This is a genomic window from Microbacterium sp. C23T (assembly GCF_053345975.1).
In genome coordinates, this window is the sequence record NZ_JBKFBD010000003.1 from 15,919 (window position 1) to 40,625 (window position 24,707).

The following is a 24,707-nucleotide window of genomic DNA, read 5'->3' on the forward strand; positions in this document are numbered from 1 at the left end:
ATCGAGGTGGTTTCCGTCGACCATTGTGACAAACCGGTTGACCAATTGCAAGTGAGAATGGATGCCTCGTCCGCGCCGCGGCGTCACGCACGGCGGTGTGCGCACGCCGAGGCGCGAAGCATCTCGGGTTCAGGCGACGCGGCGGGCCGCGGCATCCGCGATCTCGAACTCGAGCGTCTCGCCGCCGGGATCCGTCGCGGAGATGCGGAGCTCGACGTCCCCGAAGCGCTGTGTCCAGACGTCGGGCTCGCCCGCGTGTGCGGCGATCGCGTCCCGCGCGGCGTCGTCGTCGAGCGACTCGTACACGATCCAGCTCCCACGGCCGACCCGAGCGGACCGCGAACGCTCGGGAGCGCACAGCCAGGCCGCGATGAGCACGGTCGCGCCCGCTTCCGCGTGGGCGCGCAGCGCCTCGAGGGTCGCGCGGGGGAGCCGGCTGCCCGCGACCACGACGAGACCCGCGTCGGCGAGCTGATCGGCGCGCACGTGCTCGTCGAACACGAGCGTGCTGCGGGTCGGCTGGAACAGCCCGTGCAGGCGGGTCTCTTGAGCGGCGCCCGCGTCGAGCGGGAACCGCGGCCGCGGGATGCCGTTCAGCTCGTGGCGGGGGAAGTCGTAGCCGGGGATGTGGAGGCAGCTCCCGTGGTCGGGGAGCTGCCCGTGACTGAGCGCGTGCCAGGCCTCGAAGACGCTGCGGGAGGTGGCGGGCGCCGTCGTCGCCCGGTTGCCGAACGGCCGCGCGCCGCGGCCGAAGTCGCTGTCGTCGGCATGGACGAGGGCGATGTCGGCGCGGGCATCGAGATGGCTCCAGCGGAGCGGATGCCGCGGCACGAAGTCGCGGACGAACTCCCGCCAGACCTCGCCGTGGGCGGTGCGCTCGAACGCCCCCGAACCGCGGTGGCGCACGAGCACGTCGATGTTCTCGACGAACAGCCGCGTCGGGGCGAACAGGTGGGCCAGGCGCAGCGCCGACGCGAACTCGGCGGGCGAGTGCCCGGGGAAGCCCGGGGCGCGGGTGAGCCAGGGCCCGATGTCGGGGCCCCAGAGATCCGCGCAGATCCACAGCTCGCGCCCGTACTGGAGGGCCGCGCCGAGCGCGGTGCCCAGCTGCAGCGGCTGGAACGACTCCTTCATCACCTTGGGCGTCGGCGTCATCCCGGCGCGGGCGAGCGTATGGAACATGACCGGGAACACCTGCTCGGCGAGCACCGGAACGGACGCAGAACCCGCCGCGGAGGTCGCGGCGTCGACCTCGCGCACGATGCCGCGCACGGCGTCGTCGATCACCGCGACGGCCTCGCGCGCCCCGAGGCCCTCGGTCTGACCGAAGTGGGGCAGGTGCGCGTCGTGGCGGTACTGATCGGCGTGGATCTGGAGGTGCTCGGGCTCGTCGTACAGCACGCCGGCGAGCACGCCGGCGGCCGCAGCATCCTGGATCAACTCGGCCGGGAGGTCGTACCGGTTCGTGCCGTCGACGAAGGGTCCGTTGATGTTGCCGTACTCGTTGCCCAGCACGAGGTCGATGCCGGCGTCGGCGAGGTCGCCCAGCAGTGCGCCGTGGTCGGCGTGGGTCGGGATGACGTGGTGCACGTAGAAGTCGGCGCCGAGGTCGCGCAGCACGCCCACGAACTCGCGCGGTGTCGGCGGCGGATCCTGCGACGGGATCGGGATGCCGGTCCCCGTGCGCATGATCTCATCCGAGGCGGCTCCCGCCCAGGGGTCCTGGAACGCGACGACCGGCCCCTGGATGCCGAGCGACGGCCGGGCCGGGGTGGGGACCGATGAGGGGGTGGATTCGTCGACGGGCACGGGGACTCCTCGGAGAGTGGAACGGAGGTGCGGCGGCCGACGTTCCCTGGAGTCGGCCGCCGCACGGAACGGGTTACTGGTTCAGCACCACGTCCATCTCGGCGAAGAACTGCTCGACGGCCTGGTCGACCGTGAGCGTGCCGAAGTTGAGCTCCTCCGTCAGCTCACGGAACTTCTCGTGCAGCGAGCCGTAGCCGACGATCGGGGCCGGCGGCGCCTCGCCCAGCCGGTCGGCGATCGACGCCTCGTAGTCCACGATGTCCTGGCTCACCGGGTCGAGGTCCGCGGCCTCCCGCGCCGTCGCCGAGGCCGGCAGGCCGCGGTTGGTGCCGAAGATCTCGCCCGACTCCGGCGAGTTGATGAGGAAGTCGATGAGCGTCGCGGCCGCGGCGGGGTGCTCCGAGTTCGCCGCGATGGAGTACATCTGCGACGCCTTGAGGTACAGGTCCTTCGCGCCGTCCACCGACAGCGGCGGAGCCTGCAGCGTGACCTCGTTGCCCTCGCCGAGGTTCGCCAGGTAGCCCGCGAGGAAGTTGTCGGTCTGCGTGTCGCTCGCGCCGAGCCCGGCATCGAAGGCCGTCAGCGGCTGCACCTCGGCGACCCGCTGCTGCGGCACGAACTTTCCGCCCTCGCGAGCGTCGGCACCCTCTTCCCAGTACTCCGTGAGGCGCTCCTCGTCGAAGCCGGGGTTGCCCTCGTCGTCGAAGAGGTCCTTGCCCTCGGCGCGCAGCTGCATCTCGAAGTTCACGAAGCGCGAGGACGGGTCGACGCCGCCCCAGACGTCGGGCACGCCGGCCGCCTGCGCGGCGTCGGTCACCTCGGCGACCCACTCGTAGTACTCGTCCCACGTGCCGCCCGCGAACGGCTCGACGCCGATCTCATCGAGGATCGTCGTGTTCATGAACATCGACCAGGCGTTGGTGGAGATCGGGACGGCCGTCGTGACGCCGTCGACCACGCCGGCGCCGAGCACCGACGGCTCGATCGGGTCGGTCTGGATGATGCTGCCGAGGTACGGCTCCAGGTCGAGCAGTGAGCCGCTCTGCGAGTACTGGCGGATGTACGCGAGATCCATCGTCACCACGTCGGGGAGGCCGCCGCCGCTGGCCTCGATCTGGCGCTTCTCCCAGTAGTCGTTGGGGGAGAGGAACAGCACGGAGACATCGATGTTGGGGTTCTGCTCCTCGAACGCGGCGATCGCCTCGTTGTAGAGCTCAGCGCGCACGTCGTTGCCCCAGAACGTGAACGTGATCGACGCTTCCTCGTCGGGATCGAGGGTCGGCTGGCTGCTGGCGGGCGCGGCGGACGCGCAGCCGGTGAGTCCGACGAGGGCGATCAGGCCCACCCCTGCCACTCCCGCGAGGAGCTTCCTGTTCCGGAACTTCATTGTGATCGACCTCTCGTCTTCGAGTATCAGGAAACGTTTTCTCGTTGTGCCGTGAGAAAGGCGACTGACGTCGCCTGCCCACAGTCTGACAAACCGGTTGACCGAAAGCAATCCCAGAATCGTCCCGACTGCCGTAAGTTGTTCGCATGCCCGCCTACCCCGACGATCGCTCGGCCGAGATCACGGCGGCCCTGGGCGCCCTTCCGACCGGTACGCCGGTCTCCGAGGTCGCCCGCCGCCTGATGGACCTCTTCACCAGCGGCGACCTCGAGGCCGGCACCCGCCTGCCCCCGGAACGACAGCTGGCGGCGACGCTCGGCGTCGGGCGGTCCGCGGTGCGAGAGGCGCTCGCCGCGCTCGAGATCCTCGGCATCGTGGACGTGCGACCCGGCTCGGGCACGTACCTCCGCGGGACCGCGAGCGAACTGCTGCCCCAGACGCTGCGGTGGGGGCTCCTCATCGGCCAGAAGAACACGGCCGAGCTGCTCGAACTGCGCTCGGGGCTCGAGATCTACGTCGCGCGGCTCGCCGCAGGCCGGGCCGCGGCATCCGATCTCCGCGCGATCTCGGGGTCACTCGAGCGCATGCGGTCCGGCGTGGGCGATCTCAAGGCATTCGCGCGCGCGGACCTCGACTTCCACAACGCGCTCGCCGCGGCCGCGGGCAACGACACGCTGATCGACCTGCTGCATGTGGTGCGGTCGCTGCTGCAGGTGTACGCCGACCGGGCCGTCCACGACGAGGCCGAGGCGCGCACCGCCATCGACGAGCACGACGCCGTCTTCCGAGCGATCGAGGCGGAGGACGAGGATGCCGCCGCCTCCGCGATGGCCCTCCACATGGCGACCGCCTCGCAGCGCCTCGCGGCCGAAGCCGCACCCTGAACCGCATCGTCCGAAGGAGGCGCGATGCCGCGCAATTGGGCTGGAACGTACGAGTACTCCGCGCCGCGGATCGTCGAGGCGACGTCGGTCGACGACGTCCAGCGGGTGCTGCGTGAGCCGGGGCGCGTGCGCGCGCTCGGCACACGGCACTCGTTCACCGACCTCCCCGACACCACCGGCACGCTCGTCGATGTGACCGGGTTCGCGGCCGAGTTCGAGCTCGACGAGGTCGCGCAGACCGTCACAGTGCCCGCCGGCATCCGCTACGGCGTGCTCGCCGTGTGGCTCGACGACCGCGGGTGGGCCCTGCGCAACATGGGCTCGCTGCCGCACATCAACGTCGGCGGCGCGACGGCGACGGGCACCCACGGCTCGGGGGACGCGAATCCCGTGCTCTCGGCATCCGTCCGGGCGCTGCGCTACGTCGGAGCCGACGCCGAGGTGCACGAGGTGCGCCGCGGCGACCCCGACTTCGACGCGCTCGTCGTGGGTCTCGGCGCCTACGGGATCGTGGTGTCGCTCACCCTCGACGTCGTGCCCGCGTTCCGCGTGCGGCAGGACATCTACACCGGCATCTCGTGGGAGGCCGCGCTCACCGACTACGACGAGCTCACCTCCGCGGGATACAGCGTGTCGGTGTTCTCGCGCTGGGAGGAGCCGTCGGTCGGCTACGTGTGGCTGAAGACGCGCCTGGAGGCGGACGACGATCCGGTGCCCGACACGATCCTCGACGGCGTCCGCGCGACGGAGGGCGACTCGCCCCTCGGCGTGGAGGACAACATCACGGAGATCGCCGGCGTGCCGGGACCGTGGATGCTGCGCCTGCCGCACTTCCGCCTCGACGCCGAGCCGTCGTTCGGCGACGAGATCCAGAGCGAGTACTTCGTCGCGCGCGCTGACGCGCGGGCCGCGCTGGAGGCGGTGCGGACGCTGGGCGACAGCATCCGTCCCCATCTCATCTGGACCGAGCTGCGCACCGCCGCCGCCGACGAGCTGTGGCTGAGCCCGGCCTACCGCCGCGACGTCGTGATCATCCACTTCACCTGGTACAACCACCCCGACGAGGTCGCCGCCGCCGTCGCGCGCGTCGAGACAGCGCTCGAGCCGTTCGACGCGCGCCCGCACTGGGGCAAGATCCACGGCTTCGACCGCGCCGCGATCGAGCGCGTGCACCCGCGCCTCGCCGACGCGCGCGCCGTGTTCGAGCGCCTCGACCCCGGGGGCCGTTTCTCGAACGCGCACCTCGAGCGCCTCGGCGTGCGCGAAGCCCGCTGAGCGGAGGCATCCGATGGACTTCGCGGTGATCCCCTGGACGGTCGCGGCATGAGCGATCGGCGATTCCCCCGTTCGGTGTTCTCCCGGGGGACGGAGCCCGACGCGCGGTTCACCCTCGCCAACGAGCGCACCTTCCTCGCGTGGATCCGCACGGCCCTCGCGCTGATCGCGGGCGGCGTCGCGCTCGAGGTGCTCGGGCTCGACCTCGACGCGGGCCTCCGCCTGGCGGCGTCCCTGGTGCTCGTCGCCGTCGGCGTCCTCACTCCGGCGCTCGCCTGGTTCGGCTGGATGCGCACCGAGCTCGCGCTCCGCGAGGGGAGGCCCCTGCCGACCTCGCCGCTCGGGGTCATCCTCGGCTCGTCGGTGACGCTGGCCGGGATCCTCGTGATCCTGGCGATCCTGCTGCGATGAGCGAGCTCTTCGACGACGGCCTGCAGCCCGAGCGCACCGAACTGGCGTGGCGGCGCACGGCGCTGGCACTCGCCGTCGGGTCGCTCGTGGCGTTCCGCCTCCTGCCGTCGGCGTTCGGCGACGCCTGGTGGGCGCTCGGCGGCGTCGCCGGCCTGCTGGCCACCGCCTGGCTCTCCCTCAGCGCGCGGCGTCGGTACCGCCGCGTGAACGAGGCCCTCCGCCGGGAGGGCGACAGGGCGCGGATGCCGAGTGCCGGAGTCGTCGGCATCCTCGCTCTGTTCGTCCTCGCGGTCGGGATCACCGGCGTCGCGGTCGTCCTCGCCGTGGCCCTGCGCGGCGGCGCAGCGGTCTGACCGGCGTCGGGCGCCCGTCGGCCCGCGGGGTCACCTCCTGTCAGTCGGCGACGCGGATCGCGCGGACGGCCATGAACTGGCGGCCGGGCAGCGGCACGCGCACCGTGGTGCGGTGGGTGCCCTCGAGGCGCTCGACGGTCATGTTCCACGTGTCGATGACGTCGATCGTCCACTCGCCGTCGCCGAGCACGACGTTGCGGAAGCGGGGACGGTTGAAGCCGAAGTAGCCGACGCGGTGGGCGTCGCTGCCGCCCCAGGGGACGTCCCAGTCGGAGGGGAGCGGGTCCCAGACCCCGTCGGGGGCGTCGGCGAGCAGTCGCTCGAGGAAGCCGATGCGGTCGGGCGAGGTGCCGTGCAGGGCGCCGCCCTTCGACCACCACAGCACCTCGTCGTCGAGCCCGAGCGCCGAGGGGAGGTAGGTCTCGCCGTGGCCGACGTAGCCGCCGCGGACCGCACCCTCCCAGAAGCGCCGGGTCATCTCCTCGCCCGTGATGTTGCCCCAGCCCTGATCGATGTCGCCCTCGTAGGCGCACTCGTCGATCACGACGGGCTTGCCCCAGCGCTCGCGCCATTCGTCGGTGTTCTCGGCGGTGCGATAGACGTCCACGCGCTGGATGCTCACGTGGGTGATCCACGGCTTGGCGTAGTCGTAGAGCGGGCGGCAGTTGTGGATCGAGTTGAGGTGCCCGAACGGGTCCTCCTCGCCGACGATCGCAGCCAAGCGCTCCCAGTCCGCACCGGTCTTCGACCACAGCAGGTCGTACTCGTTCGCCATCGACCACCACACGTTCGAGAACGCGGCGAGGCGGCGCACCGCGTAACGCAGGTAGCGCTCATCGACGGCGGGTCCGAGGTCGGCGAAGCCCCACCGGTCGTACGCGTGGAACAGGATGAGGTCGGCCTCGATCCCCCGTTCGCCGAGCTGCGCGATGCGCCGCTCGAGCCGCCGGAAGTGGGCCGGGTCGAACCGCTCGAGATCGAAGCCGTCCTCGAGAGAGCCGGGGAACACGAAGTCGGCGGGCTCGTTCGCGTTGAACAGGTACGACTTCGGGAACAGACACATGCGGATCTTCGTGAACGGCGCCTCGGCCAGGGTGCGCAGAGTCTGCTCCTGCAGCTCCTCGAGCTGGTGGGTCCACACGTAGGCCGTGGTGCCGAGCGGGCGGTGGCGCGTGCCGTCGGCGTGCCGGAAGTGGAAGCCGTCCACCCGCACCGGCCCGTGCGAGCCGTCGCGAGCGGCCGTCACCGCGACCGTGCCGGCGATCCCATCGAGCGAGCGCGCGGTCGAGCGGGTCACGAAGGTCCACTCGCCCTCGGCGTCGGCGAGCGCCCGCACCAGGTAGCGGCCGTCGCCGTCGTAGAAGCCGCCGACGCGGACGTCCGAGCCGTCCGGACGCGTGAACACCGCGTCGAGCTCGACGTCGACGAACGGGTTGCCGTGGTCGGGGCCGTCGAAGCGCACCTCCAGCACGTCCCACTGGGGCGTCGAGGAAGGAAGGACGACGGATGCTGAGCCCCGCGTCACCTCGTCGCCCTCGTAGGACGGGTCAGGGCTGATCGCCGGCGCGTAGGGCGCACGCTCGTCGTCGCCGTCCTCGATGTCCGCGAGCGCCGCCCACAGGAGTTCCTGCGCGTCGGGGTCCTCGAGGGCGGGGACGAGCGCCACGAGCTGGCCGAGCCGCACGCCGCGGTACTGCGCCGCCATCGGCGACGCCGCGATTCCGGGCAGGTGGGTCTCGAGCACGGCACGGCCGGCGGGGCTGTCGAGGGTGTCTCCGAAGGTGGAGGCGCGGTCGAACACGGGGTTCCTTACGGTCAGAGGGTCGAGGTCAGCGGGCCACGGAGCGGCGGGCGGAGGGGGTGGCGATGCGGGAGCGCGGGAGGCGCGGCATCCGTCATTCGTCGTGTCCTTCCGCGACCCAGCGCAGCACGGCGATGTCGCCGTCGACGGCGTACACGCCGATGACGCGGCCGGTGAACGACTCCGCGACTTCGGAGGAGAGGAAGCGGCCGTCGATCTCGGCGAGCTCGCGGCGCTCGCCTCCGATCGTCGCGCCCAGGTGGAACATGTCGCTCGTCCGCGTGAAGACGCCGTCGGACACGGGCCGGCGCGACTCCAGGTGGAGGTCGAGCTCACCGCCGCTGAACGGGGTCCGCCATTCCTGCACGAGCCCCGCGATCGCGGCGCGGGCGACGACCTCGCCGGCACCGGCCTCGAGCTCGATGTGGAAGTGCTCGTCGTACCGCACGGCGAGGCCGCCGACCCCGGCCGAGACGTCGATGCGCACCGTCACGGCGTTCGTGAGGTGCTCCTGACGACGCCCGACGAACACGGGGCGCGGGTCGTTCAGGGTGGTGCCGTCGGCGTGGAGCACGAGCCAGCCCGGCCGCGCGGCGAGGTCGGCGTGGTCGGTCGGCAGAGCGCGGACGGCGATCCACTCGCCGTCGAGCGCCGTGTCGGTGGCGAACCCGATGTCCGCGCGCCTCCCCGGCCGCGGGTTCAGCTGCACGGGGTCGATCTCGGGCCAGCCGTCCGCGCCCCAGCGCACGGGGGTCACGAACGACTCGCGGCCGAGGGCCGAGAAGGCCCGGGTCATGCTGCGGGGGCGCACCCCGAGCAGCACGCACAGCCAGTCGCCGTCGGGACCGATCACGAGGTCGCCGTGCCCGGTGTTCTGCACCGGACGCGTCGTCCCGCGGGCGGTGACGAGGGGATTGTGCGGCGCCGTCTCGAACGGACCCTCCGGGCCGTCGCCACGGGCGATCGACACGCCGTGGCCGCGCTCGGTGCCGCCCTCGGCGATCATCAGGTACCAGCGCCCATCCACGTCATAGAGGTGCGGCGCCTCGGGGAATCCGCCGCCGGTGCCCGACCACAGTGATCGGGGCTCCTCGAGCGCGCGGTGGGTGGCCAGGTCGACCTTCACCTGCTGGATGCCCAGGTGCGCTCCCGCGTGTTCGCCCGAGAGGATCATGCCCGAGAAGGTGATGTACACGGTGCCGTCGGCATCCCACGCGATGTCGGGGTCGATGCCGTCCAGGCTCCCCGAACCGTCCGCCCTGAGGATCAGGTCGCCGTCGCTCCACGGACCTGCGGCGTCCGCGGCGGTGAAGTGCAGCATCCCGCGCCCCATCGCGTCGCTGATGACGAGATGGAAGACGCCGTCGCGGTGCCGGATGGTGGGCGCCCATGCGCCGCCCGCCGTCGGCACGTGCTCGACCGCGAGCTGACCCGTCCGCGTCGCGACGTGGCCGATGAGCTCCCACGTCTCGAAGTCGGTCGAACGGTGGATCGGGATGCCCGGCAGGTACTCGAACGTCGACGTCGCGAGGTAGTACACGCCGTCGACCGCCACGACGCTCGGGTCGGGGTGGAAGCCGTTGAGGAGCGGGTTGTAGAGCGTTGTCACGAGGTTCCTTCGGAGGGGAGGTTCAGGACGAGAGACGGATGCCGAGTTCCCGGGCGAGCGCGACGGCACGGGGGTCCGCCCCGCCCGGCCACGGGCCGCGCGCGATCGTCCACGCGAAGGCGAGGCCGGTGTCGGGGTCGACGCAGGCCAGCGCGCCGGCCGCGCCATCGTGGCCGAACGCACGTGGCCCGCCGAACGCGAGTTGCTGCGACGGCTTCTGGAACACGATCGCGTGCGCCCGGTCCTGCTGGTGCAGCACCTCGTCGTAGCCGCGGATCTGCTGCTGGCCGATCTCGGCGACGGTGTCCGCGCCGAGGAAGGGCTCGGCGCCGTCGACGCCCGTGACGGCCGCGGCGAACAGCCGCGCGAGGCCGCGGGCGGTCCCGGTGCCCGAGCCGGCGGGATGGCCGTACTCCCAGCTGCGTCGCGAGTTGGCGAGGTCGACCTCGCCGCCCATCGAGCCGAAGACGACCGGGCCGAGCGCCGAGAAGGTCGGAGTGGAGGTGTCGGAGACCGGCTTGATCATCGGCAGCACGTCGACGCGGCGCGACTCGTGCTCGGCGGGGAGGCCGAGGAAGAAGTCGATGCCGTACGGGGTGCGGATCTCCTGCTCGTAGAACTCGTGAAGCGTTCGGCCGGTCACCCGGAAGACGAGCTCGTCGCCGAGGTTCCCGATCGTGATGGCGTGATAGCCGAACGCGCTTCCCGGGTACCAGTACGGCCGGCTCGCCGCCAGGCGCTCCGCCGCCGCGTGGTGGTCGAGCAGCTCGTCCCAGGTGAGCGCGGGCTCCGCCTGCGGGAGACCGGCCTGGTGCGAGAGCAGCTGCCGCACGGTGACGTGCTGCTTGCCCTTCGCCGCGAACTCGGGCCAGTAGGTCGCGACGCGCTCGTCGAGGTCGAGCTCGCCCCGCTCGACGAGCAGGCCGATCGAGAGGCCGATCGTGTTCTTCGTGACCGAGTAGGGCACGATGACCGAGTCCTCGGCCATGTGCGGCCCGCCCCACGCGTCGAGCACGGGATGACCGTCGTGGAACGCGGCGACCTGGAACGACAGGTCGGGGTCGGCGGCGAGCAGCCCGTCGAGGCGTGTGACGACCTCCTCCAGCCGCTCGTCGGCGCGTCCCTTCAGACCGGCGGTGCCGAGCGCATTCACGCGACGCTCCAGTCGATCGACAGCGGCAGGTCGGCCACCGAGGCGCCTGCACGGAGCGTGAAGGCGCCGGGCTCGACGACCCACTCGCCCGCCCAGTGCGCGAGGCTGCGCGCCGGCACGGGGACCGACGCGGTGACGGTCTCACCGGGTGCGGCGTGCACGGTCGCGAATCCGACGAGCCAGCGCTCGGGGCGCTCCACCGCGGACTCCGCGCGCTCGGCATACACCTGTACGACCTGCTTGCCGGCACGGTCGCCGGTGTTCGCGAGCGTCACCTCGACCGTGTCGCCGATGCGCTGCGCGGCACCCCACGACCACGTCGTGTACCCGAGGCCGTGGCCGAACGGGAACGCCGGCTCGGCATCGGCCTTCAGCCACGCGCGGTAGCCGATGTGCAGGCCCTCGCGATAGTCGAGGCGGCCGTCGGTCGGAACGACCTCGGTCACCGGAACATCGGCGAGGGCTCCCGGCCACGTCGTGGGGAGGCGCCCGCCGGGCTCGGCGGCTCCCGTGAGCACGTCGGCGATCGCGTGCCCGAACTCCTGGCCACCGAAATACCCCTGCACGACGGCCGCGACCTCGTCCGCCCACGGCAGCACGACCGGCGAACCGGCGTTGACCACGACGATCGTCGGGGTTCCGGTGGCGGCGACGGCGCGCACGAGGTCGTCCTGGCGGCCGGGAAGGTCGAGGCTGGTGCGGTCGTAGCCCTCCGACTCGACCTTCGAGTTCGTGCCCACGACGACGATCGCGACCTCCGATGCCGCGGCTTCTGCGACCGCGCGGGCGATGAGCTCGTCGGGATCGGTGCGCTCGGGGGCGATGCCCAGCGTCGCGCTGAGGGCGCCCGACAGCGCACCGTGGCTCTCGCGTGTGAACTCGACGCGGACCGCGGTCTCGCGACCGGCCTCGACGGCGACCGTGGCGGTGATCGACGGCGGGTTGAGGAACGCCGCACCCAGGTCGGTGCCCTCGATGACGGGGGCGTCGTCGAGGACGAGACCCTCGTCGACGTACAGCCTGCCCGGGTTCGCGCCGGCGAAGCCGAGCTCGATCTCGCCCGACTCGGCGGGCGTGTACACGGTCTCGAACACCACCCTGGCGCTCGCCGAGATCGGGGCGTCGCCGCCGAACCAGACCAGCGCCGTGGAGCGGCGGTTCTCGGCGAAGAGCTCGGTGCCGTCGGCGTCGAAGAACGCGACGCGGATGCCGGCCTCACCCGTCGCCGGGTTGGTCAGCTGTGCGAGCGGGATCTCGGCGACCCCCTCCTGCACGACCGCGCCGATCTCGAAGTTCACCTCGACCGCCGGCACCGCGGCGCGGATCGCCTCGAGCGGGGAGACCACGGACTCGGGGATCACGGTGGCGCTGCCGCCGCCCTGCGTGCGTGCCTCGCGGGCGTGCTGCCCGATGACGGCGACGCGGCCGAGGGACGCGGCATCCAACGGCAGGACACCCTCGTTGCGCAGCAGCACCGTGCCCTCGATGGCGGCGTCGCGCGCGAACGCGGGACCATCGAGCGGAGCGGGCTCGATCGGGGTCGAGTCACCGAGGGCGCCGACGCGCTCGGCGAGCAGCAGCAGGCGCAGCACCTTGCGGTCGAGGTCGGCCTCGTCCACGCGGCCGTCGCGGATCGCGTCGACGAGATCGGCCCACGCGGGCGCGGGGCCGGGCATCGCGAGGTCCTGCGCGGCGGGCACGGAGCCGAGCGAACGGACGGCGGTCCAGTCGCTGATGACGACGCCGTCGAAGCCCCACTCCGAGTTGAGAGGCGTCTCGAGCAGGTCGTTCTCGGTCATCGTGACGCCGTCGACCGCGTTGTAGGCGCTCATGATGGTCCAGGCGCCGGCCTCGACCGCGCGCTCGAACGGCGCGAGGTACAGCTCGCGCAGCGCGCGCTCGTCGACGCGGACGTCGACCGTGAAGCGGTCGGTCTCGGCGTCGTTGGCGACGTAGTGCTTGGGCGTCGCGGCGACGCCGTTGTCCTGCAGGCCCCGCACGTACGCGGCGGCGAGCTCGGCGCTCAGTTCGGGATCCTCGCTGAAGCACTCGAAGTGCCGGCCGCCGAGCGGCGAGCGGTGCAGGTTGATCGTCGGTCCGAGGACGACGTCGACACCCTTGCGACGGGCTTCGGATGCTGCGGCCGCCCCGTAGCGGTAGGCCAGGTCGACGTCCCACGACGCGGCCAGCGCCGATCCCGACGGCAGGTTGAGCGACGGCTCGCGCTCGTCCCAGCGAGGACCGCGGACGCCGGCCGGGCCGTCCGACAGCGTCATCGCGCGAAGGCCGATCTCGGGCACGGGGACGGTCGTCCAGAAGTCGGCGCCCTGCACGAGGGCAGCCTTCTGCTCGAGGGTGAGGCGCTCGAGCAGCGGCACGAGGTGCAGCACCGACTCGGGGTGCGTGGAGGTGGCGGTCTCGGTCATCGGGGGAGTTTCCGTTCTCGGAAGGAGGGTCAGAGGGAGGATGCCGCGGCCCGGCCCTCGCAGGCCGGGCCGCAGCATCCGTCGCGTCAGAGGACGCCGGCGGCCGCCTCGGCGTCGAGGAGCGCGCGCCGGGCGACGCGGCGCTCCTCCTGCTTGTCGGGGTCGGGCACGGGCGCGGCCATGAAGAGCCGCTGGGTGTAGGGGTGCTCGGGCGCGGAGGTCACCCGGTCGCCGTCGCCGGTCTCGACGATCTCGCCGCGGTACATCACCGCCACGCGGTGGCTGATGTGGCGCACCACCGCGAGGTCGTGCGTGACGAAGAGGTAGGCGACGCCGGTGCGGTTCTGGATGTCGATGAAGAGGTCCAGCACGCGCGCCTGGGTCGACAGGTCGAGCGCCGACACCGGCTCGTCGCACACGATGAGCCGCGGCTCCAGGGCGAGCGCACGCGCGATCGCGACGCGCTGGCGCTGACCGCCCGAGAACTCGCGGGGCAGGCGTCCGCGCGCGTCGGCGGGAAGCCCCACCTGATCGAGCAGGTCGCGCACCCGCGACTTCGCCTCGCTCGACGAGACACCCGCCGCGGTGAGCGGCTCGGTGAGGATCTGCTCGATCGTCATCGACGGGTTCAGCGATGAGTACGGGTCCTGGAAGACGACCTGGATCTCGGAGCTGAGCGCGCGGCGCTCCTGGCGCTTGAGGTGCGAGATGTCCTTGCCGTCGTAGACGATCGACCCCTCGGTCACCGGCGCGAGGCCGAGGGCCGCGCGGCCGAGAGTGGTCTTGCCCGACCCGGACTCGCCGACGAGGCCGACCGTCTCACCCGGCAGGATGTCGAGCGAGACGCCCTTCAGGGCCCGGAACGGCTGGGCGCGGAAGCCCTTGCCCGGGTACTCGACGACGAGGTCCTTGATGTCCAGCAGCGGAGTGCTCATGCCCGTGCTCCCTTCATGACGAGCGGACCGCGGGCGGGACCCTCGTCGAGGATCGCGTCCAGCAGCGCCTGCGTGTACGGGTGCTGCGCGTCGTTGAAGATCGCGCGCACCGGGCCCTGCTCGACGAACCGGCCGCTCTGCATGACGGTCACCCGGTCGCACAGGTCGGCGACGACGCCGAAGTTGTGCGTCACCAGGAGCATCGCCATGTGACGCTCGGCCTGCAGGTCGCGCAGCAGCTCGAGCACCTCGGCCTGCACCGTGACGTCGAGGGCCGTGGTCGGCTCGTCGGCGATGATGAGGTCGGGGTCGGTCGACACCGCGCCCGCGATGAGCACGCGCTGCGCCATGCCGCCCGAGACCTCGAACGGGTACGCGTCGAACGTGCGCTTCGGGTTGGGGATGCCGACCCGGGCGAGCAGCTCGAGCGAGCGGTCGGTAGCCGCCTTCTTCGAGAGCCCGAGGTTCTTGCGCAGCGGCTCGACCAGCTGGCTGCCGATCGTGAACGACGGGTCGAGGTTCGACATCGGCTCCTGCGGGATGTATCCGATGCGCTTGCCGCGCAGGCCCGCATACGTGCGGTCATCGCCGTCGGCGATCTCGGTGCCCTCGTACAGGATCGAGCCGCCGGTGACGTGGCCGCCGCGGGGGAGCAGGCCCAGCACGGCGAATGCGGTCTGCGTCTTCCCCGAGCCGGACTCGCCGATGAGACCGTGCACCTCGCCCTTGCGGATGTCGAGCGAGACGCCGTGGACGACCTCGATGTGCGAGCCGTCGGGCTGGTCGTAGCCGACGTGCAGGTCGCGGACGTCGAGCACCTTCTCGGTCGCCTTGCTGCGCGCGTCGCCCTTGTGGACGATGACCCCGTCGGTCTCGAAGACCGGCGGCTCGTCGAGGTCGACGACGTCGCCTCCGCTGAGTCCCACCGACGTCGTGACGGCGGCCACCGAGCCGGTCGCGGTCGCGACCGCACGGCGCCGCTTGCGCCGCACCGACACGGTGCGCTCGATCTCGTCGCGCATCACGTTGGCCAGGAGCGTCAGCGCGATGCAGGTGAGGGCGATCGCGAGCGACGGCCAGAGCATCAGGAGCGGCTCCTTGTAGATGTTCTTGAAGCCGTCGTTGAGCATCTGGCCCCACGTGGGCACGGCGATGTCGCCGAGGCCGAGGAACTCGAGGCCCGACTGGATCGCGATGGCGATGCCGGCGATGATCGCCGACTGGATGATGATCGGAGCCCGCACCACCGAGAGCACGTGGCGGCTGATGATGCGCGTGTCGCTGAGGCCCGACACGCGGGCCGCATCGACGTAGAGCTCGGTGCGCACGGCGGTCACCGAGGCGTACACCAGTCGGTAGAACGCCGGTGCCAGCAGGATGCCGAAGATGAACATCGAGATCCACACCGACGGGCCGAGGACGGCACGCGCGGCGAGCAGCACCACGATGCCGGGCAGCGCCATGTTGAGCTCGGTGACCCACGTGGCCGCGTTGTTGAACCAGCCCTGGTAGTAGCCGGCGATGAGACCGCTGATCACTCCGAGGATCACCGCGACGACGAGGGCGAGCAGGGCGGCCAGGACTGTGGTCTGGGTGGCCACCAGGAGCCGCGAGAACACGTCGCGGCCGCTGCCATCGGTGCCGAGGAGGTGTTCTGCGCTCGGCGAGGCGAGCACGTTGCGGATGTCGGCGTAGTTCGGGTCCTGCGGAGCGATCCACGGCCCGATGACGGCGATCAGGCCGAGGAACGCGAGGAAGATCAGCGAGGCGAGGCCGATCGGCCGGCGCACCAGACGGCGCCAGAGCGAGACGCGTACCGGTGCGACCGGCACGTCGAGGGGGACGTCGATGGCGGTCATGAGAGTCGCACCTTCGGGTTCAGCGCCGCCTGGGCGAGGTCGATGAGGAGGTTCACGATGACGACGATGATCGCGAAGGCGATCACGACGCCCATGACGACGGGGATGTCGCCGAGGGTGGTGGCGCGGACGGTGAGCTGGCCCATGCCGGGGATGGCGAAGACCTGCTCGACGATCACCGCCCCGCCGAGGAGCCCGATGAACTGCACGGCGAGGACCGCGAGCGCGGGGCCGCCGGCGTTGCGGAGCACGTGGCGGTACACGACCGAGTTCGTGCTGAGGCCGCGCGAGCGGAGGGTGCGGACGTAGTCCCGCGACATCGCGTCGATGACCGAGCCGCGGACCTGCTGCGACACCGCCGCGATCGCGCCGATCGACAGCGCCACGATGGGCAGGGTCACGGACGACAGCCAGCCCGACACCGAGGTGGTCAGCGGCACGTAGCCGGTCGCCTTGAACCAGCCGAGGTTGATCGCGAACACGAGCACGAGGCCCAGGGCGATCAGGAAGCCGGGGATCGCGAAGCCGATGAGCGCGATCACCTGGACGCTGCCGTCGACCCAGCCGCCGCGACGGGCGGCGAGGATGCCGAGGACGACCGCGACGATCGCCGAGACGAGGGTCGCGCCGATCACGATCGCGAGGGTGACCGCCAGGCGGTTGCTGACGCTCGTCGAGACCAGCTCGCCGGTGAACCAGCTGCGACCGAGGTTGCCCGTGAGGGCGCCGGTGACCCAGTTCCAGTACTGCTGAAGGAGCGGCTGATCCAGCCCGAGCTGCTCGGTCTTCTTGGCGACCGTCTCGACAGTGGCGTTCTCGCCGAGGATGCGGCGGGCGATGTCGCCGCCCGCGGCGTAGAGGAGGACGAACGCGAGGAACGAGATCACCGCGATGAGGATGACGCCCGACAGTACGCGCCGGAGGATGAATGCAAGCATGTCGCTTTCCCGTGGGTGGTGTCTCCCCGCCCCCCCCCGCCGGGGGGGGGGGGGCGGGCGGGGAGAGGATTCAGTTCTTCGGCGAGAAGTCGAAGATCGACGGGTAGGCGTTGGTGGGCCAGAACTCGAGGTTCGTGTTCGCGTCGGTCGCGTACGTGCCCTGGACCCGGAAGAACGGCGCGAACCAGGCCTGGTCGACCAGGTAGGCGTTGAGGTCCTTCGTGGCCTGGTCGGCCTCGTCCTTCGTGCCCATCTGGATCGTCGAGATGTACTCGTCGACCTGCGGGTCCTGCGAGTGGAACGGGTTGAACGTGGCCTCGGGAGCGATCATGAAGTTGATCAGCTGCCAGTCCGGGTTCTGCTCGAGCGCCATCCACGTCGCCGGGTACTTCGGGGCGAGCATGTCGGTGATGAAGTTGCCCGTACCGGGGTCGGTGTAGTTCACCGTGATCCCGATGTCGGCGAGCTGCTGTGCGACCAAGTCGAACGTGGTCTGGAACGCCGGGGTCGACATCATGTCGATCGAGAACCCGTCGGGGTAGCCGGCCTCGGCGAGGAGCTTCTTGGCACCTTCGGGGTCGTACTCGTAGGTGCTGTCGAGCGCCTCGTCGTACCCGACCGACGTTGCAGGGAAGACCTGCTCGGTGACGGTTCCGTAGCCTGCCTGCAGCGCCTTCAGCAGCGCCTCGCGGTCGAACGCCATGTTGATCGCCTGGCGCACCTTGACGTCGGCGAGCTCGGGCGCCATCGTGCCGGCGCGGTCGAACAGCAGCAGGCCCTGGAAGTCGAGCTCGTTGGACTCGATCGTCCAGCCTGACGCCTCGATCTCGGGGATCGTGTCGTTGTTCACGATCTTCGCGCCGTTGGCCTCGCCGGCCTTGAGGGCGTTGAGCGTCGCGGTCGGGTCCTCGATGACGTTGATCGTCAGGTTGTCGTACTTGACGGCATCCGGGTTCCAGTAGTCCGGGTTGGCCGTGTAGACGTACGTGGTTCCCGTGACGGTCGCCGCGGTGTCGAGCACGTACGGGCCGGAGCCGATGGGCTCCGTGGCCGAGTCGGGGTCGTCGAACGTGGACGGCGCCTGGATGAGACCAGGGGCGATCGAGAGCATGTTGACGAGGGACGGGTCGGGCGCGTCCTGCGTGATGGTCACGGTGGTGGCGTCGACGGCGGCGAACTCCTTGCCGGCCAGCGTCGCGGCCTGCGGCGACGTGCCGTCGCGGAAGCGCTCGAGGCTCGCCACCACGGCGTCGGCGTCGAGCTTGGTGCCGTCGGTGAACTCGACGTCGTCGCGGAGCGTCAGCGTCAGCACGGTGTTGTCTTCGTTGTACTCCCACTTCGTGGCGAGCCAGGGCTCGATCTCACCGTCGGAGTTCTTCTGCAGCAGCGTGTCGAACACGGCCTGGAAGAACGGGCTGCGGTTGCCGTACTCCGCTCCCTGCCCGATGTCGTAGCTCGTGGGCCCGATGATCGCAGTGAGCGTGAGCCGGTCTGCTCGGCCGGAGTCGCTTCCGCCCGACCCGTCGTCCCCGGCACCGGCGCAGCCGGTGAGGGCGAGAGCGGCGATCGCGATGGTGGCTGCTGTGGCCTTCCAACGGAACATCCTTGGTCCCTTCATCTGTGGCGATGCCCCTGCGGATCACCATCTGGCGGGAGACGCTAACAGTAATTTCTAGTGGACGCTAGGTTTTTGACATTAAAAACTAGCGAGCATTAGGAATTCGTTATACAACGGAAGGGAAGGACCCCGACGGGCGCCGAGGGAGGCGACCGGGTTGACCCCGGGGATACGGTGTGACGATGACCGAGACCACTTCCGCCGCACGAAAGGCAGGGACCGCTCCCACAAGGACGCGCAAGCCCCGCGGCGAGTACGCCAAGTCGAAGGAGACGCGCACCGCGATCCTCGACGCAGCCCTCGAGGTGTTCTCGCAGTCCGGTTACCGTGCCGGTTCACTGCGCGAGGTGGCCGAGCGGGTCGGGATGAGCGAGGCGGGACTGCTGCACCACTTCCGCAGCAAGAGCGCGCTGCTGCTCGCACTCCTCGACCACCGCGACAACCTGTCGCGCGCCCGCGTCGATTTCGACATCCCGGACGGCGTCGAGGCGCTGCGCGCGCTGGCCGAGCTGGCGCGGTTCAACGCCGCGCAGCCCGGCATCGTCGAGCTGTACACCACGGTGTCCGCCGAGGCGACGGCCCCGTCCCACCCTGCACACGACTACTTCGTCAACCGCTACCAGTACGTCCGCACCAGTGTGACGGGCTCGTTCGAGCGTGCCGCCGCCGCCGGGCGTCTCGTCGACGGGGTCGATCCGGGCCGCGCGGCCGTGGCGACGATCGCGCTGATGGACGGCCTGCAGGTGCAGTGGCTGCTCGATCCGGAATCGACCGACATGGCCGAGGCGCTGCACGAGGTCTTCCGGAGCCTGATCCGGGGGTACGACCTCGTCTCGATCGAGAACGCGCTGGACGCGCTGGACGCGCCGCCGGACACCGCCGAACCGGAAGCGGTGGAGCGGACCGAGGATCCCGCATGATCCGCGAGCCCTTCCTCGATGGTTGGACCGCAGGACCGAAGCTCGGCGCGTTCGAGGCACCGACGCCGGAGTCCGCACCCCGACCCGTCCGCCTGCCGCACGACGCCGTGCGCGACCTCCCGCGCTCGGCCGACAGCGACCAGGGCGTGCACACCGGCTACGTCCCGGGCGGTGTCTTCGAGTACGCCAAGACGTTCGACGTCCCCGCCGAGTGGCGCGACAAGACCGTCCGACTCGAGTTCGAGGGCGTCTACCGCGACGCCGTCGTGTTCGTCAACGGCGACGCCGTGACGCACGAGCCGAACGGGTACAACGCGTTCGAGGCCGTGCTCGACCCGTACCTGCGACACGGCGAGCCGAACCGCGTGACGGTCGAGGCTCGTGCGCACCGCGACAGCCGGTGGTATTCCGGTGCGGGCATCTATCGTCCGGTCCACCTGGTCGTCGCCGATCCCGTGCACATCCCGCTCGACGGCACGCGCGTCACGACGCCCGACATCGACGCCGATCGCGCCGTCGTCCAGGTCGCGACCACGGTGCGCAACGGCACGCGCCGCACCCGCACGCTGCGACTGGGCTGGACAGTGGAGTCGCCCGACGGGTCCGCCCTCGCGACGGGGACGGCGCCGGTGACGGTGCTCCCGAACTCCGACGCCGTGGCGCGCGTGCGCCTCGCGGTCGACGATCCCGCGCTGTGGAGCGTCGACGCCCCCGCGCTCCACCGCGTGCGGACGACCCTCTCCGACGAGAGCGGAGAAGAGATCGACACGGATGCCGCGAACTTCGGCATCCGTCGTCTGCAGGTCGATTCGGCGCGCGGACTGCGGATCAACGGCGACACCGTGAAGCTCCGGGGCGCGTGCGTGCACCACGACAGCGGACCGCTCGGCGCGGCGACGTTCGCCGCCGCCGAGGACCGGCGCGTGCGCCTGCTGAAAGCCGCGGGGTTCAACGCGCTGCGGAGCTCGCACAATCCGATGAGCCGCGCGATGCTCGACGCCTGCGACCGGCACGGCGTGCTCGTGATGGACGAGCTCACCGACACCTGGACCCGCTCGAAGGTCGCGTTCGACGCCGCTCCGAGCTTCCCCCACCGGTGGCGTCATGACGTCGAAGCCCTCGTCGCGAAGGACGTCAACCACCCGAGCGTCATCATGTACTCGATCGGGAACGAGATCCTCGAGCTCGCGACGCCGGCGGGGTCCGCCTGGAGCCGGCGGCTGGCCGAGGCGTTCCGCGAGGCCGATGACACGCGCCTCGTCACCAACGGGATCAACGGGATCATCGCCAACCTCGACAAGATGGGGCGCCCCGAGGACTCCGACGAGGCCGGGGCGACCGATCCGAACACGATGATGGCGGCGATGGGCGACATGATGGCGCGCGCCAACGCGTCGGAGCTCGTCACCGCGTCGACCGAGGAGTCGGCGTCCGTGCTCGACGTCGTCGGGTTCAACTACGCCGAATCGCGGTACGAGCTCGACCGGGAGCTGTTCCCGCACCGCGTGATCGTGGGGTCCGAGACCTTCCCGTCGCGCATCGAGAAGATGTGGGACCTCGTCGAACGGCTCGACCACGTCATCGGCGACTTCACGTGGACCGGCTGGGACTACCTCGGCGAGGCCGGCATCGGCCGCGTCGACTACACCGACGAGCCCGCCTACGAGCCGACCGGCACGGCAGGCCCGTACCCGCACCTGCTGGCGGGATGCGGCGACATCGACATCACGGGCTTCCGCCGCCCGGTCTCGTACTACCGCGAGATCGTGTTCGGCCTGCGCACCGAGCCCTACCTGGCCGTGCACCCGCCGCGCCACCACGGCCGGCCGACCGCGACCACGCCCTGGTCCTGGGACGACTCCGTGTCGTCGTGGACGTGGGATGCCGAGCCCGGCGCCCCCGTCACGGTCGATGTCTACGCGCCGGCCGAGGAGGTCGAGCTGCTGCGGGACGGCGGCTCCCTCGGCGTCGCCGCGGTCGGAGCCGAGAAGGCGTTCCGCGCCCGTTTCGAGACCGAGTACCGCCCGGGCGAGCTCGTCGCGATCGCCCGCACCGGCGGGGTCGAGGTCGGGCGCACGATCCTGCGGACGGCCGGCGAGCTGCGGCTCGCAGCATCCGTCGAGGAATCCGAGATCTCCGCCGACGGGCTCGGGTTCGTCGCGATCTCGCTGGCCGACGCGGACGGCGTCGTCGCGGTCGACACCGACCGGCTCGTCACGGTGACCGTCGACGGCGACGCCGAGCTCGTCGGGCTCGGCACCGGCCGCATCCGCACCGAGGAGTCGTTCGCAGGTCCCTCGGTCACGACGCACGACGGGCGCGCCCTCGCGATCGTCCGGCCCACCGGGCCGGGATCGGCGACCGTGACGGTGGCCACAGACGGGCTGGCGTCGGCGTCGGCGTCGCTGACGATCCGCCCGTAGATCCGCCTCATCTGTCGTTCGTTCGCCACAGACGTACGCGGATCGGGCCGAAACGCGTACATCTGTGACGAAGAACGAGCGGCGGGGCGCTCCGCGTCAGCTGGCGCGAGCGCGGGTGCGGATCTCGTCCCCGTCGCCGGGGAGCACGCGGATCGGCGTGGTGCCGGCGACCTCGTCGCTGAACTCTTCGGGGGCGACGATGGTGAGCGGGCGCGTCTCGTCGAGCGTGAGGCGGAACCGCTTCTGCTCGTGGCGGTGCAGGCGCCCCGACCACAGCAGCCACGTGGCACCGATCGCGAAGGCGACGAACGCCGCGACCGCGCCGACGAGGATCGCCGCGCGCGGGCCGAACTCGCCGGCCACCCAGCCGACGATCGGCGCGCCGATCGGGGTGCCGCCCATGAGGATCGCCATGTACAGCGCCAGCACGCGGCCGCGCAGCACCGGGTCTGTGGTCGTCTGCACGTAGCCGTTCGCGGTGGTCATCATGGTGACGACGGAGAAGCCCGTGAACATCAGGGTGATCGCGTAGAGCCAGTACGTCGGCATGAACGCCGACACCACGGCGGCGATCCCGAACATCGCGGTCCCGCTGATGAGGACGCGCAGCCGGGCGCGGTCGCGGCGGGCGGCGAGCAGCGCGCCCGCGACCGAGCCGATCGCGAGGATCGAGCTGAGCAGGCCGAAGCCGTCGGCCTCCTTGCCGAATTCGACGGCCATGGTCGACGCGAGGATCGGGAAGTTCATGCCGAACGCGCCGATGAGGAACACCATCGCGCACGTGACGATGAGGTCGGGGCGGCCGGCGACGTAGCGGAATCCGTCGGCGAGGCGCGAGGACTGCGGCGCCTTGACGCGCGGCACGAGCTCGTGGGTGCGGATCAGCACGAGCGCGGCGAGCATCGCGAGGAACGTCACGGCGTTGGCGACGAACACCCACCCCGTGCCGATCGCGACGATGACGATACCGGCGACCGCGGGACCGATCATGCGGGCGCCGTTGAACGACGCCGCGTTGAGCGCGACCGCGTTCGACGCGTTCTCTCGGGCGACGAGGTCCGACACGAAGGCCTGGCGGGCCGGGTTGTCGAATGCGGCGACGACGCCGAGCGCGAGCGCGAAGACGTACATGATCGGCAGCGTCATCGCGCCGGCGAAGATCAGCACGCCGATCGCGACGCCGAGGAGGAGCAGCAGGCTCTGGGTGATCAGCAGGAGCTTGCGGCGATCGAAGCGGTCCGCGACCAGGCCGGTGACGCCGACCAGGAGCAGCGGCGGCGCGAACTGCAGCGCCATCGTGACGCCCATCGCGGCGGCGTCGTTGTCGGTCAGCTCGGTGAGCACGACCCAGCTGATCGCGGTGGACTGCATCCACGCGCCGATGTTCGACACCAGCGCGCCGATGAACCACACGCGGTAGTTGAACGCGGAGAAGGACCGGAACATGGCGCTCATCGGGCCACCATCCGCTCCATGATGTCGGCCGCGGCGGCGAGGGTCTCGCGCTCGGCCGGGGTGAGCTCGGCGAGCGAGGCCTCGACCCACGCATCGCGGCGACGCGCGGTCTCTTCGACGACCGCCACGCCCTCGGGGGTGAGCGAGATGACAACCTTGCGTCCGTCGTTCTCGTCGGCGCCGCGAACGATGTAGCCGGAGTCCTGCAGGCAGTTGACGGTGCGGTTCATCGAGGGGGCCGAGACGCGCTCGCGCTCGGCGAGATCGCCGAGCGTGTGGGGGCCGTGCACCTTGAGGGCGGCGAGCACCGCGAACTGCCCGTCGCTCATCGAGTCGACCGCGCGCTGGGTGCGCATGCGTCGAGCGAGACGGAACGTCGCGATCCGCAGCTGCGAGGCGGCGGGGGAGAGGTCTGCGTGAGGGCCGGCCTCGGGGCCGGTGTCTGAATCTGAAGTCTCGTTGCTGCTCATCCGGTTAGTTAGCCTAGCTCATTAGTCTTGCTAAACAAAGTCGAGACGGATGGATGCTGCGTCTCCGGGCCGTGCGCCGGGTCGCAGCATCCATCGCCCCTAGACTTCTCCGCATGCCCGAGTTCCACGATGCGCACGGCATCACGATCTTCTTCGACGTCCACCCGGCGAAGACCGAGCCGCGCGCGATCGTGCAGCTGCTGCACGGCATCGGCGAACACGCCGGACGATACGGTGCGCTGATCGCGGCACTGGTCGCCGAGGGGTACACCGTCTACGCGGCCGACCACCGCGGCCACGGGCGCACCGGCATGGGCCAGCACGGTGGCGACGCGTCGCGTCTCGGACACCTGGGCAAGGGTGGGCTGCGCGGCGCACTCGCAGCGATGTGGCAGTTCACCCAGCAGATCCGCGGCCAGAACCCCGAGCTGCCGCTCGTGCTGCTGGGACACTCCGGCGGCTCGGTGCTCGCACAGATGCTCGTCAACGACCACCCCGACGCGTACGACGCGGTCGTGCTGACCGGCACGGCGCTGCGCATGCCGGGGTCGATCCACACCACGGGCCTCAACAAGCCGTGGGACGGTCCCGGCGCGATGGGCACCGAGTGGCTCTCGAGCGACCTGTCGGTGGGGCGGGCCTTCCTCGACGACCCGCTCACCACCAGCGAAGACCCGATCAAGTTGATCGGGGTGGCCGACTCCCTCCGTATGTACGGCCGACCGCGCAAGAACCTCGGCCGCGACATTCCCACGCTCCTCATGATCGGCCGCGACGACACCGTCGGCGGACCCCGCAGCGTCCACCGGCTGGCCGATGCGTACCGCACGCGCTCGGGCTTCACCGACGTGACGACGCTCGTGTACCCGGGTGCGCGCCACGAGATCTTCAACGAGGTCATGCAGGCCGAGGTCCGTGCGGACCTGCTGGCCTGGCTCGACAAGCACATCGCGGACCGCACCTGAGTGCGGCGGCGCCCGG

At 71.0% G+C, this 24,707-nt stretch carries 19 protein-coding genes; 7 read left to right on the plus strand and 12 right to left on the minus strand.

Annotation, left to right across the window (positions count from 1 at the left end):
• Positions 1 to 129 precede the first annotated feature (129 nt).
• On the minus strand, positions 130 to 1,809 hold the full coding sequence (locus ACLBXX_RS02180) for a hypothetical protein (RefSeq protein WP_447656619.1): 1,680 nt from the start codon (positions 1,807 to 1,809) through the stop codon (positions 130 to 132).
• 73 nt (positions 1,810 to 1,882) lie between these two features.
• Entirely contained in the window at positions 1,883 to 3,196 is a 1,314-nt protein-coding gene (locus ACLBXX_RS02185) for an ABC transporter substrate-binding protein (RefSeq protein WP_447656620.1), read from the minus strand.
• Between the two features lie 146 nt (positions 3,197 to 3,342).
• Here ACLBXX_RS02185 and ACLBXX_RS02190 point away from each other — a divergent pair, with 146 nt between their 5' ends.
• The 4 genes from ACLBXX_RS02190 to ACLBXX_RS02205 are packed head-to-tail and all read left to right on the plus strand — an operon-like array spanning position 3,343 to position 6,119.
• Positions 3,343 to 4,080 carry a FadR/GntR family transcriptional regulator gene (locus tag ACLBXX_RS02190; RefSeq protein WP_387140882.1) on the plus strand — a complete coding sequence of 246 codons (738 nt, stop codon included), beginning with the start codon at positions 3,343 to 3,345 and terminating at the stop codon, positions 4,078 to 4,080.
• A gap of 24 nt (positions 4,081 to 4,104) precedes the next feature.
• Entirely contained in the window at positions 4,105 to 5,355 is a 1,251-nt protein-coding gene (locus ACLBXX_RS02195; RefSeq protein WP_447656621.1) for a D-arabinono-1,4-lactone oxidase, read from the plus strand.
• Between the two features lie 48 nt (positions 5,356 to 5,403).
• Entirely contained in the window at positions 5,404 to 5,766 is a 363-nt protein-coding gene (locus ACLBXX_RS02200) for a YidH family protein (RefSeq protein WP_447656622.1), read from the plus strand.
• Positions 5,763 to 6,119, plus strand: a complete 357-nt coding sequence (locus ACLBXX_RS02205; RefSeq protein ID WP_447656623.1) for a DUF202 domain-containing protein — start codon at positions 5,763 to 5,765, stop codon at positions 6,117 to 6,119. The genes ACLBXX_RS02200 and ACLBXX_RS02205 overlap by 4 nt, the downstream gene beginning before the upstream one ends.
• A 40-nt stretch (positions 6,120 to 6,159) precedes the next feature.
• Here ACLBXX_RS02205 and ACLBXX_RS02210 read toward each other — a convergent pair whose 3' ends face one another.
• The 8 genes from ACLBXX_RS02210 to ACLBXX_RS02245 form a co-directional block, all read right to left on the minus strand.
• Entirely contained in the window at positions 6,160 to 7,920 is a 1,761-nt protein-coding gene (locus ACLBXX_RS02210; protein ID WP_447656624.1) for a DUF5605 domain-containing protein, read from the minus strand.
• A 94-nt stretch (positions 7,921 to 8,014) separates the two neighbouring features.
• A complete protein-coding gene (locus tag ACLBXX_RS02215) occupies positions 8,015 to 9,529 on the minus strand; it encodes a family 43 glycosylhydrolase (RefSeq protein WP_447656625.1) in 1,515 nt (504 codons plus the stop codon).
• 22 nt (positions 9,530 to 9,551) lie between these two features.
• The gene (locus tag ACLBXX_RS02220; protein ID WP_447656626.1) at positions 9,552 to 10,682 is read right to left on the minus strand and encodes a serine hydrolase domain-containing protein; all 1,131 of its coding nucleotides are present in this window, start codon (positions 10,680 to 10,682) and stop codon (positions 9,552 to 9,554) included.
• Complete coding sequence (locus ACLBXX_RS02225) at positions 10,679 to 13,108, minus strand: beta-glucosidase (protein WP_447656627.1); 2,430 nt, start codon at positions 13,106 to 13,108, stop codon at positions 10,679 to 10,681. The genes ACLBXX_RS02220 and ACLBXX_RS02225 overlap by 4 nt, the downstream gene beginning before the upstream one ends.
• An 86-nt stretch (positions 13,109 to 13,194) precedes the next feature.
• A complete protein-coding gene (locus ACLBXX_RS02230) occupies positions 13,195 to 14,043 on the minus strand; it encodes an ATP-binding cassette domain-containing protein (RefSeq protein WP_376013670.1) in 849 nt (282 codons plus the stop codon).
• Complete coding sequence (locus ACLBXX_RS02235) at positions 14,040 to 15,902, minus strand: dipeptide/oligopeptide/nickel ABC transporter permease/ATP-binding protein (protein ID WP_447656628.1); 1,863 nt, start codon at positions 15,900 to 15,902, stop codon at positions 14,040 to 14,042. The genes ACLBXX_RS02230 and ACLBXX_RS02235 overlap by 4 nt, the downstream gene beginning before the upstream one ends.
• On the minus strand, positions 15,899 to 16,840 hold the full coding sequence (locus ACLBXX_RS02240) for an ABC transporter permease (protein WP_376013676.1): 942 nt from the start codon (positions 16,838 to 16,840) through the stop codon (positions 15,899 to 15,901). The genes ACLBXX_RS02235 and ACLBXX_RS02240 overlap by 4 nt, the downstream gene beginning before the upstream one ends.
• A gap of 70 nt (positions 16,841 to 16,910) precedes the next feature.
• Positions 16,911 to 18,443, minus strand: a complete 1,533-nt coding sequence (locus ACLBXX_RS02245; RefSeq protein ID WP_447656629.1) for an ABC transporter substrate-binding protein — start codon at positions 18,441 to 18,443, stop codon at positions 16,911 to 16,913.
• 197 nt (positions 18,444 to 18,640) lie between these two features.
• Between ACLBXX_RS02245 and ACLBXX_RS02250 the strand changes: the two genes are divergently transcribed.
• Both ACLBXX_RS02250 and ACLBXX_RS02255 read left to right on the plus strand, forming a co-directional pair.
• A complete protein-coding gene (locus ACLBXX_RS02250) occupies positions 18,641 to 19,378 on the plus strand; it encodes a TetR/AcrR family transcriptional regulator (protein ID WP_447656630.1) in 738 nt (245 codons plus the stop codon).
• On the plus strand, positions 19,375 to 21,801 hold the full coding sequence (locus ACLBXX_RS02255) for a glycoside hydrolase family 2 TIM barrel-domain containing protein (RefSeq protein ID WP_447656631.1): 2,427 nt from the start codon (positions 19,375 to 19,377) through the stop codon (positions 21,799 to 21,801). Before ACLBXX_RS02250 ends, ACLBXX_RS02255 begins: the two co-directional genes overlap by 4 nt.
• Positions 21,802 to 21,897: 96 nt before the next feature.
• Here the strand turns inward: ACLBXX_RS02255 and ACLBXX_RS02260 are convergent, their stop codons facing one another.
• Positions 21,898 to 23,256 carry an MFS transporter gene (locus ACLBXX_RS02260; protein WP_387140843.1) on the minus strand — a complete coding sequence of 453 codons (1,359 nt, stop codon included), beginning with the start codon at positions 23,254 to 23,256 and terminating at the stop codon, positions 21,898 to 21,900.
• Entirely contained in the window at positions 23,253 to 23,726 is a 474-nt protein-coding gene (locus tag ACLBXX_RS02265) for a MarR family winged helix-turn-helix transcriptional regulator (protein WP_447656632.1), read from the minus strand. The genes ACLBXX_RS02260 and ACLBXX_RS02265 overlap by 4 nt, the downstream gene beginning before the upstream one ends.
• Before the next feature lie 113 nt (positions 23,727 to 23,839).
• Between ACLBXX_RS02265 and ACLBXX_RS02270 the strand changes: the two genes are divergently transcribed.
• Positions 23,840 to 24,691, plus strand: a complete 852-nt coding sequence (locus ACLBXX_RS02270; protein WP_447656633.1) for an alpha/beta hydrolase — start codon at positions 23,840 to 23,842, stop codon at positions 24,689 to 24,691.
• Positions 24,692 to 24,707 lie beyond the last annotated feature (16 nt).